Raw genomic sequence first — 12319 nt, 5'->3', positions numbered from 1 at the left:
AGCCGCCGGCCGCCGCGCCGGCGACAACGCGCGCCGTCACTGACTTTCGTATGGTACCCGATTGAAATACTTAGCCTCTTTTCGAACTACGCTGAAGATATCCCGCTATCTGTTTCGGGTGCTGGCGATTTTGCTGTGGTCGTTGGGAGCGCTGCTCACCACCTTTTATATTCTGAATATTCTGCATCAGAAAGAGTCGGACATCCGGCAGGAATACAACCTCAATTTCGATCAGGCGCAGGGCTACATCCGCCATTCCGCCGATATCATCCGCGACATCAAGTATATGGCGGAGAACCGCCTCAACGGTTCGGTCAGCAGCCTGGACATGTTCAGCGGGGTGTTTCCCGGCAAGGGCAGCCCGCCGCAATTCTTCCCGCTGTACCCGGAGTCCAACTGCGCGCTGAGCACCACCTACCGCAGTTCGCTCGATTCGCTGAGCGGCCTGATCCAGTATTGGAAAGAGAACTTCGTGGCGGCCTACGATCTTAACCGGGTGTTCTTCATCGGCGGCGACAGCCTGTGCATGGCGGAGTTCGGCGGCGGCAATGCGGTCGCCAACCGGGAAAACGTGCTCAAGTCGCTGCATGAGCGCATTCTAAAATACCGCAACGCCAAGAATCTGGACAAAGACAACAACCTGTATTGGATCAGCCCCAGCGCGCAGCGGCCGGACGTCGGTTATCTGTATGTGTTGACGCCGATTTATATCGGCAACAAGCTGGAAGCGCTGCTGGGCATCGAGCAAACCGTTCGACTGGAGGACTTCGTCACCGCCGGCAACCTGCCGATCGGCGTCACGCTGCTGGATGAGAACAACGAGCCGGTGCTGCGCCTGGCGGATGGCGATCGCTATGCCGCTTCGCTCAACAGCTATCCCGCAGAGCACGCCTACTTTGGCTATGTCGACAATTACCGCGACCTGATCCTGAAGAAAGCGCTGCCGCCTTCTTCGCTGAGCATCGTCTATGCGCTGCCGGTGAAAAGCGTGGTGGAACGCTTCAAGATGCTGATCCTCAACGCGCTGTTGCTGAACCTGCTGTCGGCCATCGTGCTGTTCACGCTGGCGTGGCTGTTTGAGCGCAAGATGTTCCTGCCGGCGGAGGACAACGCCTTCCGGTTGGAAGAACACGAACAGTTCAACCGTAAGATCGTCGCCTCAGCGCCGGTGGGCATCTGTATCCTGCGCATCAGCGATGGCACCAATATCCTGAGCAACGAGCTGGCGCACAACTACATCAATCTGTTGACCCACGAAGATCGCGATCGCATTACGCGCATCATTTGCGAACAGCAGGCGAATTTCGTCGATGTGATGACCAGCAACAACAACAACCTGCAGATCAGCTTTGTTCACTCGCGTTACCGTAATGAAGAGGTGGCGATCTGCGTGCTGGTGGACGTCAGCGCGCGCGTGAAGATGGAAGAGTCGCTGCAGGAGATGGCTGCGGCGGCGGAGCAGGCCAGCCAGTCGAAATCGATGTTCCTGGCCACCGTCAGCCATGAGCTGCGCACGCCGCTGTACGGCATTATCGGTAACCTCGATCTGTTGCAAACCAAGGCGTTGCCGCAAGGGGTAGACCGGCTGGTCAACGCGATGAACAATTCGTCCGGCCTGCTGCTGAAGATCATCAGCGATATCCTAGACTTCTCCAAGATCGAGTCCGAACAGCTGAAGATCGAGCCGCGCGAGTTCTCCTGTCTGGAGGTGATCACTCATATCGCCGGCAACTACTTGCCGCTGGTGGTGAAAAAACGTCTGGGGCTGTACTGCTTTATCGAACAGAACGTGCCGGAGCGCATCTTCGGCGATCCGGTGCGCTTGCAGCAGGTGCTGTCCAACCTGGTGAACAACGCCATCAAGTTCACCGATACCGGCTGCATCGTGCTGCAGGTCTGCACTCGCGGCAGCTATCTGGAGTTCAGCGTGCGCGATACCGGCGTCGGCATCCCGGAGAAGGAAATCTCGCGCTTGTTCGATCCGTTCTTCCAGGTCGGCACCGGCGTGCAGCGCCATTTCCAGGGAACCGGTCTGGGGTTGGCGATCTGTGAAAAACTGATCAACCTGATGGACGGCGATATCGCCGTCGAGTCCGAACCGGGGCTGGGCAGTCTGTTCAGCATCCGCATTCCGCTGTTCAACGCCCAGTTCCCCATCCCGCAGGCCAGTGATACCTGGCAAGGCCGTCGGCTGTGGCTGGATATCCGCAATCAGCGGCTGGAAAGCTACCTGATGGCGATCCTGGGCGGGTACGGTGCCGATATTCAACGCTATGGCGGTCAGGAGACCGCCGCCGGCGAGGTGATGCTCAGCGATCATCCGCTGATGCTGGATACGCCGCTGCTGGCTCAGATCCAGTTCTCCACCGAGCATATCGGCCCATCGCTGGAAACCCGACCAGGCTATTGGATGCACAGTACGTCCACGCCGCGCGAAACGCTGACCTTGCTTAACCGGTTGTTCGGCGTCGGCGGTGGCATTGCTGAGGGGCTGGTGCAGCTGCCGGTGCCCGCCAAGGCCAGCGCGGCGGACAACGGCGATATTCATCTGCTGGTGGTCGATGATCATCCGATCAACCGTCGCCTGCTGTCCGATCAGCTGGGATCGCTGGGATATCAGGTGGTGACCGCCAACGACGGTGTGGATGCGCTCGGCGTACTGAAACAGCACCGCGTCGATATTGTGCTGACCGACGTCAATATGCCGAATATGGACGGCTATCGCCTGACGCAAGAGCTACGGCAGATGCAGTTCAGCGCGCCGGTGATCGGCGTGACGGCGAACGCGCTGGCGGAAGAGAGGCAGCGCTGCCTCGAGGCGGGCATGGATAATTGCCTGTCGAAACCGGTCACGCTGGAGACGCTGGAGCAGACGTTGGCGTATTACAGCCAACAGGTACGCTACAACCGCAGCGAGGCCTGAAAAGCAAACAGGCACGGCGAATGCCGTGCCTGTTTGGCGTTAACCTGCCGTGAGGCGAGGGTTACTCTTTGTCCAGCGGCGTCATGCTGACGGAGGAGAGGTAGTTGAGCAGGGCGATGTCGTTTTCGACGCCCAGCTTCATCATCGCCGATTTCTTCTGGCTGCTGATGGTTTTGATGCTGCGGTTGAGTTTCTTGGCGATTTCGGTCACCAGGAAACCTTCGGCGAACAGACGCAACACTTCACTCTCTTTCGGCGACAGACGTTTGTCGCCATAGCCGCTGGCGCTGATTTTCTCCAGCAGTTTAGAGACGCTTTCCGGCGTGAATTTCTTGCCTTTCTGCAGGGCGGCCAGCGCCTTCGGCAGATCGGTCGGTGCGCCTTGTTTCAGCACGATGCCTTCGATATCCAGATCCAGTACCGCGCTCAGGATCGCCGGGTTGTTGTTCATGGTCAGTACGATGATCGACAACTGCGGATAGTGGCGCTTGATGTACTTAATCAGCGTGATGCCGTCGCCATACTTGTCACCCGGCATCGACAGATCGGTGATCAGCACGTTGGCGTCCAGCTTGGACAGATTGTTGATCAGTGCGGTTGAGTCTTCGAACTCCCCAACGACATTCACCCATTCAATTTGCTCAAGCGACTTCCGGATGCCAAACAGTACGATAGGATGGTCATCAGCAATAATTACGTTCAGGTTATTCATGTTGTTGGCTACCTTGCTTCAGCAGTCTGCTGACGAAAAAATCAATCTGACTGATGTTATTCTCGATCTCGGGCGCATCACCTTCTGCGATGCGCTGTTCTAACGATTCGCACAGCTGCTTGCCGGGAAGCAGATTTAACATGGCAAACACGCCTTTCAGGCGGTGTGCGGTTTGTGACAGCGCATTGAAATCACTGCTGCCCGCCTCAGTATACAGTTTTTTGACATCGTCGGGTACTGTATCGACAAACAGCCCATAGTAATCACTTGATTTCAATTGTTTTTCATAGAGTTGGATATCTTCTGAGCTCAATGACAGCGGGCTTTCTTCCTGCTCCAGCGCGGCCATTTGCTGTTCGATCAGCATCAGCACGGCGTCGATTAAAGCGCCGTTCAGGTTGTAGTTCACCCGAATGTAGCGCTTGTCCAATGCTTGCCAGCCCGGTTCATCGCTCGCCAGCAACAGCGTGTAATCATCGGCGCGCTGCGGGTTATCGGTCAGCAATACGTCATAATCGCGATTGACCGCCCGATCTTCGGCGACGATACAGTCGGCACCGTAGGCTTGCAGCAAGCGGGTCACGATGCCGCGCACTTCATCCGACGTGACGTCCAGCAGGGCGGTGACGCCGTCGAGCAGCTTTTCCTGATCCTGCGGCTCTTTTTTCTCCATCTCCATAGCGACGCGAATGGTATAGCGGGTGCCGATATCCACTTTGCTGCGAATGTCCAACTGGCCGTTAAGCTTCTTGCACAGCTGATTGCACAAGAAGAAGGTGAGACCGGAACCGTGATTGAAGCGGTCCACCAGCGTCTGGCTGAGGAACGGGTAGTTGAGGTTGCTGATCTCTTCGTTGGAGATGCCGGAGCCGGTGTCGTTGATCTGAAAAATCAGGCGATCCGGGTGTTCGGGCTCATGGTCGACCACCAGGGAAATTTTGCCGCAGGCGGTGGTGATAATGGCGTATTGCACCAGCAGCGAGATCACTTTGCGCAACGCGTTGGCGTCGCCGATGTAGTTTTGTTCGACATCCAGCTGGAAATGTTTGAACAGCGCCAATCCCTTCTGGTTGAGGGCGGGCAGGGCCTCCAGCAGCAGCTCATCGATCATTGCCGCGGGGGAGAACGGCTCGCGCGTGGGTTGCCAGTCCTGGGTTTCCAGCCGGGTCAGCAGGGTGATGTTATCGATCAATCCCAGCACCGAAGCCGACTCCGCCGCCAGTTGGCCCAACAGCGCCTGCTGTTGATCTTCACCCGACGAGATGCGCAGGCGATCGACCAGATCGTGCATCTGGCGCACCGGCTGATTCAGTTCGATGCCCAGGTTGTGCAACATCAGCTTACGCGCCTGAACGTTCTTATCGTATTCGCGCCGCGCCTGCTGCAGCCGCTTGTTCACCATCACCTCTTTATCCTGATCGTGCATCAGGAACAGGTAAGTGTCCGGCGATAGCTGGCTGCGGAAAATGCGAATTTCATACACCTCGTTGTTGACCGTAGCCTGGATCACCCCGTGATGCTGTTCGGCCATGTGGGCGATTTTTTGCAGGCTGAGGTGCGGCAGCAGATGTTCGGCGATTTTGTTGCTGGCGATCACCGTATTGTTGGCGAAGCTGTAAACCAGCAGGCCGGAGGGCAGGCTGGCGATGATCTCTTGATTCAGCGCGCGCTCGGCCTCAAGCTCCACCGCCATATTTTCGCTCGGACGAATGTACTGGCGGCGGATAAAGTAGATGCTCAACATCGACAGCCCCAGCAGCAACAGATTGACCGCGATCAGCCAGATGTTGTTGCGCAGCAGATCGATGGCCAAATTGATGGCCGAAACGCGATACACCACCTTCAGCGGCGCATTGGGCAAGGCGGCGCTGAACTCGACCCAGCCACCGCTCATCGTCGTATGGGAGCCGAGTGCGGTTTCCGTCGGAATCGCGTTGTCGTCAAGATCGGCATTGTCTGGCAGCAACAGGAAATTGGCGCGGGCCAGATTGGCAGGAATGATATCGTTGATCGGCATATCGAAGGCGATCACCGTCGCCAGATGTCCCGGCTGATTGAACGTGGTGCGAATCGAGAACGAATAGGCGTTCTGGAAGCGTTGCTTGCGCAGATCGGAAAAGCTCTCGCGTTCGTCGAGCATATTGGCCTGCTGCAGCATCTCGGCGCGGCGTTCGTCCGCAGAGGTGGTCAGGTAGCTTTCCCGAAAGCGCGAAGCCAGCTCTTTGAGCGGCTGGGTGGTGATCAGACTGAGGCTGTTGTCCTGGCCATTGAGATAATACATGGCGTAGTTCTCGGTCTTGGCGCCCCAGCGGGTGTCGAGGTAGTCCGAGATATTGGCGATCATCGCCAGCGTGTTCTCGTCATGACTGCCGAAGATCACCGCATCGGTTTTCTTATGCTGCTTTTCCACATAATAAACGTCGGGCCGCAGGCGCGTCTCCTGCAAGCCGGGATCGGCATTCTGCGCCGGCGCATTGCCGAATTTGTCGTAGACCTGGTAAGTCATGTAACGGTAGGTGTCGATGCGTTTTTGCAGCGAACCGGCGATGCTGTTCAGCGTGTATTTCTTTTCCGCCAACCAGGCGTTGGTGTAGTTGTAGCCATACAGACCGATGCCGATCGTCAGCAGCACGATAAACAGCAGGAAGCAGCGGGTGATATTGCTGGAGCTAATGGTCAGTTGCTTATTTTGCATAGTGGCTGCGCATTCCTGAATCAGCGAGTGACGGCCCTGGCGCTGGCGGTGACCGCCAACAGCAGAACGGCTACGCAGGCGAAAGCCGCCGTCAGGCTGGAAAACTGAGCGATAAAACCGATCAGCGCCGGGCCGGCCAGAATACCGGCATAGCCGACGGTGGTGACGGAGGCGATCGCCAGATTGGCCGGCATGTCGCGCTGGTTGCCTGCGGCGCTGAACAGGATCGGCACGACGTTCGAGGCGCCCAGGCCGACCAGCATGAAGCCGACCAGCGAAACGGTGGCGTGATTGAAGGCGATGGCCAGGCTCAGACCGAGAGCGGCGCACAGGCTGCCCAGCAGCAGCACCCGGTAGCGGCCTAGCGAGTTCACCACCCGATCGCCATTGAGCCGGCCGAGCGTCATGGTGATGGAGAACAGCGCATAGCCCAGGCCGGCCTGACTGTGTTCGACGCCGCGCAAGGTGGTGAGGAACAGCGCGCTCCAGTCGAGCATCGACCCTTCCGCCAGAAACATGATAAAGCACAAAATGCCGATAAACATCACCCAGCCGCGCGGCAAGACGAACATCGGCCCGCCGTCGTCGGCGCCGCTCTCACGCAGCAGATGGCGGCTGGCGAACGCCAGCAGCACTATCACCGCCAGCACCGTGAGCAGGGTGGATTGCAGCGGCGTAAGCCCCAGCCACAGCAGCGCGCTGACGCCGCCGGCGCCGGCAATGCCGCCGATGCTGAAAAAGCCGTGAAAGCCGGACATCATCGCTTTGCCGCTGGCGCGCTCGACGATCACCGCCTGTACGTTCATCGCTACGTCAATCATGCCGATCGCTGCACCGAACAGCAGCAGCGCCACGGCCATGCCGCCGAGGGAATCCATCTGCGCCAGCAACGGCAGATCGATGCACAGCCCCAGCCCCGCCATCAGGATCACCGCGCGGCAGCCCAATTTTCCGGTCAGGAAGCCGGTCAGCGGCATCGCCAGCATAGAGCCGGCGCCGATGCACAACAGCAACAGGCCGAGCGAGCCGTCATCGATGCCGATACGTGCTTTGGCGAAGGGCACCAGCGGCGCCCAGGCGGCCATGCCGAGGCCGGCGACGAAAAAGGCGAGGCGGGTGGCGATCTGTTGAGGAACGCCGGGCGTTTGCTGTTCATTGCACAAGGTGGCTGTCATGTAAGCGTCAGGATCTTGGATCAAAAGAGTGGCGAAAGTTACTGACAGTTTTTATCACAATCCGCGATCCGGGTCGAAAAGATTCGCGCCTGGCTCCTCTCTGGCGCCGCCGCTGCGCACCAGCCACAGCTTGATCGCCTGGACAATATAGTCTTTTTGCCGATCGTCCAGTGCGACGCCCTGCGGTATGCCGTGCCATTTTTCCAGACAGCCGCGGCAGCAGGTGGCGGTGGCGTGTTGGGCGACGAACACCGGATGGCCGCGCATCGGCGTCTGCCTGCCATCGTTTTTGGGGTGAGCGGCGGCCAGGCGGCGATCGATAAAATCACGGGCATGGCTGAGGATCAGCGGCAAGCCTTTGTCATCGAGATAGGCTTGATCCTTGGTATTTAAACGGAAGCGGGCGCGGAAAGACGAGCTTTGCAGCCGTCGCCACAGCGCGTCGGGTTGAAATGGCTTCATTATCTATTTGCTCGCAGCAAGGGCGGTTTTTTCAGGCTACCAGAAGTGAAACTCCGCGGCTAATTATGCCTGCGGTGGAAAATAATGGGCGGGATAAGGCACGAAATGAAAAGCAAGCTCAATTTGTAGACTAAAATAAGGAAAAAGATTAGCAATTAGTGCGGAAGTAAATTAGTGAAACTATATCATGGGGTTATTTATTTGCTTGCTATTTGTGCGGATCGAAATTGTGAGGAGAGTGTGAAGAAAAATAAAAAACCGGCCAGAAGCCGGTTAAAGGAATGCAGAAATTATCTTCGGGTAATGAAGGTAATAATGAAAATAATGATGATAGCGAGGTGATTATAGCGGCTGCGTGCGGACAGCGTTTTGGCACAATGTGCTTATTGCCTGGTTCAATTGTATGGTTGGCTTTTTTTTCTTAAAGATATGTATAACCACATGATTTTTTATCAATTAATCTATTCTTTGTCTTTAAGTGCTTTATTTTGTTTGTCTGTAAGGTTTTGTGAAAGTTCGCGCGTATTTACATTTTGAAACCTTTATTAATTACAATGAAACACTATCGGATACTTGGTATCATTTTCTTTCTGGATTAATATAACCCTTGTTACCAGAATGGTAATGCACAGTCGTGCTAATAATGCTCGAAAAGGGCAGTGGCCGTAGCTCGACATAATTAACGAGGATAATAACGATGAAACTTCGAGTACTCTCTCTGATGGTACCCGCACTGCTGGTTGCAGGCACAGCAGGCGCGGCGGAAATCTACAACAAAGACGGTAATAAACTGGATTTGTACGGTAAAGTCGACGGTCTTCACTATTTCTCCAGCAACAACGGTGCGGACGGCGATCAGTCTTATATGCGTTTTGGCCTGCGCGGCGAAACGCAGATCAGCGATCAGCTGACCGGTTACGGCCAGTGGGAATATCAGGCCAACCTGAACCACGCTGAAAACCAGGACAACAAGAACTTCACCCGTTACGGCTTCGCCGGTCTGAAATTCGGCGACTATGGCTCCTTCGACTACGGTCGTAACACCGGCGTGCTGTACGACGTGGCGGCTTACACCGACTTGCAGCCTGAGTTCGACGGCTCGACCTACGGCGCTGACCAGTTCATGTTCCAACGCTCCAGCGGCCTGGCGACCTACCGTAACAACGGCTTCTTCGGTTTGGTTGACGGCCTGAACTTCGCCCTGCAGTACCAGGGTAAAAACGGCAGCGCTGAAGAGACCAACAACGGTCGTGACGTTCTGGGTCAGAACGGCGAAGGCTACGGCATGTCCATGAGCTATGACATGGGCTACGGCATCAGCGCCGCAGGCGCCTTCTTCAACTCTCGTCGTACCAGCGAGCAGAACGGCGGTGGCGGCTACCAGAACATCATGGGCCGCGGCGATAAAGCAGAAGGGTATTCCGGCGGTCTGAAATATGACGCCAACGATACTTACCTGGCTGTGATGTTCACCCAGTCTTACAACGCGGCGCGTTTCGGTAGCTCTACCAGCGATGCTTTCGGTTACGCCAACAAGGCGCAGAGCTTCGAAGCCTACGCGCACTACCAGTTCGACTTCGGTCTGCGTCCGTTCGTGGGCTATAACCAGACCAAAGGTAAAGACCTGGGCCGCGCCGGCAACGGCAAGGACTACGGTGATGAAGATCTGGTCAAATTCGTCGACCTGGGCGCGACCTACTTCTTCAACAAAAACATGTCCACCTATGTTGACTACAAAATCAACCTGTTGGACAACAACGACTTCACCCAAGCTGCCGGTATCAACACCGACAACGTGGTTGCCGTGGGCCTGGTTTACCAGTTCTAAGCCTCTGCATGTGAATGTCATCGCGCGGCCTTCGGGCCGCGCTTTTTTTTGCCTGTGAAGAAGCACGGATTGATCCGTGAGCGGCACGGGAAGCGCTTTGGGTTTCCGCCACTCGGCCTACGCTGTGAATACAGCAAACAGAGCGGAGGTGATATGGAGCTCAAGATCGATAAAGTGATCGAGACGGTGTTGTACGTTAGCGATATTGAGCGCGCGGACGCTTTCTATCGAGAGGTGCTGCAGCTGCCGGTGATGGTCGCCAACGAGCGATTTTGCGCCTATAACGTCGGCGATCGGAGCGTATTGCTGCTGTTTGTCGAGGGCGACTCGCTGCGCGGGGCGCAGTATCCGACCGGCTTTATTCCCGCTCACGATGGCGTGGGGCCGGCGCATATCGGGCTGGCGGTGGCGAAAGAACAGCTGCTGCATTGGGAACGGCATCTGATGGCCAACGGCGTGGAGATTGAGGGACGAATGCGTTGGGAGCAGGGCGGCGAGAGCATTTATTTTCGCGATCCCGACGCCCACCTGTTGGAGCTGGTGACGCCGGGCATCTGGGCCAATTACTGATCGAAGCCGCCTTGCGCCAGTATTGTCAGCGTGGCATCCAGCACCTGCAGCGCTGCCTGTGGTTGCCGCTCTATCTGCACCCTGACAATGGCGCCGTCGATCAACATCGCCAGCATCGCTGCATGCTGTTCCCGCTGTGGGCCGGCGGGCAGGTGGCGCGCCAACTCATCCGTCATCTGCCGCTTATGCTGGCTGGCGATGTGCAGGCTTTCCGGCAGCAGGTCGGCGATCTCCACCGCCGTATTGATAAATGCGCAGCCGCGAAAGCGCGGATCGTCGAACCATTCCGCCAGGCAGGGGGCCAGCGCCGGCAGCAGCCCGCCGGCCTGCGCCACATGGCGCGCCAACGATGCGCTGAACCAGTCCAGCCACTGCTGATGGCGATAGGCCAAAAACGCCGTAATCAGGTCGTTCTTGCTGGGAAAGTGGCGGTAGAACGTCACCTTGGTCACCCCTGATTCCTTGATGATGCGATCGATGCCGGTGGCGCGGATCCCCTCCTGATAAAACAGATCGTGCGCCGTCAGCAAAATGCGCTGGCGGGCGGGCAAGGCGTTGAGATCGGCGGTCATCATTTTCTCCCGGGCTATTTTCGGGTGATTGTAGACAACTCTGTCTACATGCGCTAGCGTAATGTTGTAGACAGAGTTGTCTACATACCTTCACCCAGGAGATGAACATGAGCATTAAACCCCCATTGCCGCCTTTTACCCGCGACTCGGCCATTGAAAAAGTGCGGCTGGCGGAGGATGCGTGGAACAGCCGCGAGCCTGAGCGGGTGTCGCAGGTGTATTCGCTCGATACTCACTGGCGGAATCGCGCGGAATTTGTCGACGGCCGCGCGGCGGTGGTCGGTTTTTTGCAACGCAAGTGGGCGAAAGAGCTGGAGTATCGGCTGATTAAGGAACTGTGGGCGTTTGACGGCGCGCGCATTGCGGTGCGTTTCGCTTATGAATGGCGCGACGATTCCGGCAACTGGTATCGCAGCTTCGGTAACGAAAACTGGGAGTTCAATCAGGATGGGTTAATGATCAATCGTCATGCCTGCATTAACGACATGCCGATCCGCGAGCAGGATCGGCGTTTTCATTGGCCGCTCGGTCGGCGCCCGGACGATATCCCGGCCCTGAGCGATTTCGGTTTTTGAGCCCGATGTCGCGCCCGCGAGAAAAAGCGCACCGATCGACAAAGGAGAATTTGTAGAAAAGCCTTTCCGCTTCTAGACTTAGGGGACAACAAACGCACTCCAAGAGGACAAGCTATGACGAAGAAGCTGGTGTTGGCCGTCGGCACTGCGGCGGTATTTTCCATTCTTGCCGGCTGTACCGCCTATGATCGGGCGACCAGTTATGTCAACGAGCCGGTGGTCAGCGATGTCAAAGTAGGGATGACCAAGCAGCAGGTGCGGGCGATTGCCGGTCCGCCGTCGACGACCGCCACGTTGGTTCACGCACAGGGTACCTGCGACACTTATGCGGTGGCGCCGCGCGACGGCAAGGTGCAGACGTATTTTGTCAGCTACAACGATACGGGCCACGTTATGAACAAAGGCTATCAAACCTGTTCAGACTACGATTCGCAGCCGAAATAACCGCGTTGCTGCCGAACAAAAAAGCCTCGTTTTCACGGGGCTTTTCATTTTTTAAGCGTTTAAGGCCTGAAGTTTAGGCAACTGTACCGCCGATGCGATTTTTTTGCATGAAAACGATAGACATTTCATAACGGTATCGCTAATATCAGCGCCCATTGGAAGGATGGCCGAGTGGTTTAAGGCAACGGTCTTGAAAACCGTCGAGTGTAACAGCTCCCAGAGTTCGAATCTCTGTCCTTCCGCCAAATTCAGCCGGCTTAGCTCAGTAGGTAGAGCAACTGACTTGTAATCAGTAGGTCACCAGTTCGATTCCGGTAGCCGGCACCATGACAGAAGCCCCAGCAGCGATGCTGGGGCTTTTTG

10 protein-coding genes and 2 tRNA genes are annotated in these 12319 nt (G+C 56.7%); 7 read left to right on the top strand and 5 right to left on the bottom strand.

The genetic code is table 11. The features are described from left to right. Window positions 1-61: 61 nt before the first annotated feature. Complete coding sequence (rcsC, locus tag AAIE04_RS20335; protein ID WP_498577603.1) at window positions 62-2923, top strand: two-component system sensor histidine kinase RcsC; 2862 nt, start codon at window positions 62-64, stop codon at window positions 2921-2923. A 61-nt stretch (window positions 2924-2984) separates the two neighbouring features. On the opposite strand, the gene rcsB is transcribed toward rcsC, so the two are convergent. From rcsB to AAIE04_RS20315, 4 genes are read right to left on the bottom strand one after another with little or no spacing between them, the layout of a single operon-like run. After that, entirely contained in the window at window positions 2985-3635 is a 651-nt protein-coding gene (gene rcsB, locus AAIE04_RS20330) for a response regulator transcription factor RcsB (protein ID WP_019453689.1), read from the bottom strand. Then, window positions 3628-6330 (bottom strand): phosphotransferase RcsD, encoded by a 2703-nt coding sequence (gene rcsD / locus AAIE04_RS20325; protein WP_309530521.1) that lies wholly within the window; start codon window positions 6328-6330, stop codon window positions 3628-3630. Before rcsD ends, rcsB begins: the two co-directional genes overlap by 8 nt. Window positions 6331-6350: 20 nt before the next feature. Then, entirely contained in the window at window positions 6351-7505 is a 1155-nt protein-coding gene (locus tag AAIE04_RS20320) for an MFS transporter (protein ID WP_498577602.1), read from the bottom strand. 54 nt (window positions 7506-7559) lie between these two features. Beyond that, a complete protein-coding gene (locus AAIE04_RS20315; protein ID WP_019453686.1) occupies window positions 7560-7967 on the bottom strand; it encodes a DUF4186 domain-containing protein in 408 nt (135 codons plus the stop codon). 697 nt (window positions 7968-8664) lie between these two features. Here AAIE04_RS20315 and ompC point away from each other — a divergent pair. Further along, on the top strand, window positions 8665-9795 hold the full coding sequence (gene ompC, locus AAIE04_RS20310; protein ID WP_025160179.1) for a porin OmpC: 1131 nt from the start codon (window positions 8665-8667) through the stop codon (window positions 9793-9795). A gap of 153 nt (window positions 9796-9948) precedes the next feature. Then, window positions 9949-10365 carry a VOC family protein gene (locus AAIE04_RS20305; protein WP_432524673.1) on the top strand — a complete coding sequence of 139 codons (417 nt, stop codon included), beginning with the start codon at window positions 9949-9951 and terminating at the stop codon, window positions 10363-10365. On the opposite strand, the gene AAIE04_RS20300 is transcribed toward AAIE04_RS20305, so the two are convergent. After that, the gene (locus AAIE04_RS20300) at window positions 10359-10937 is read right to left on the bottom strand and encodes a TetR/AcrR family transcriptional regulator (protein WP_442532701.1); all 579 of its coding nucleotides are present in this window, start codon (window positions 10935-10937) and stop codon (window positions 10359-10361) included. The two genes, AAIE04_RS20305 and AAIE04_RS20300, sit on opposite strands and share 7 nt — an antisense overlap. Window positions 10938-11044: 107 nt before the next feature. On the opposite strand from AAIE04_RS20300, the gene AAIE04_RS20295 reads away from it, so the two are divergent. The 4 genes from AAIE04_RS20295 (at window position 11045) to AAIE04_RS20280 (ending at window position 12283) form a co-directional block, all read left to right on the top strand. Next, window positions 11045-11512 (top strand): nuclear transport factor 2 family protein, encoded by a 468-nt coding sequence (locus AAIE04_RS20295; RefSeq protein ID WP_198636317.1) that lies wholly within the window; start codon window positions 11045-11047, stop codon window positions 11510-11512. A gap of 114 nt (window positions 11513-11626) precedes the next feature. Next, a complete protein-coding gene (gene osmE / locus AAIE04_RS20290; protein WP_019453681.1) occupies window positions 11627-11956 on the top strand; it encodes an osmotically-inducible lipoprotein OsmE in 330 nt (109 codons plus the stop codon). Between the two features lie 157 nt (window positions 11957-12113). Next, window positions 12114-12201, top strand: a tRNA-Ser gene (locus AAIE04_RS20285). Between the two features lie 6 nt (window positions 12202-12207). Next, a tRNA-Thr gene (locus tag AAIE04_RS20280) sits at window positions 12208-12283 on the top strand. Window positions 12284-12319 lie beyond the last annotated feature (36 nt).

The sequence above is a fragment of the Serratia sp. Ae19-1 genome (assembly GCF_059801225.1).
The sequence above is the reverse complement of the archived record's forward strand: the minus strand, read 5'-3'. Positions and strand labels throughout refer to the sequence as shown.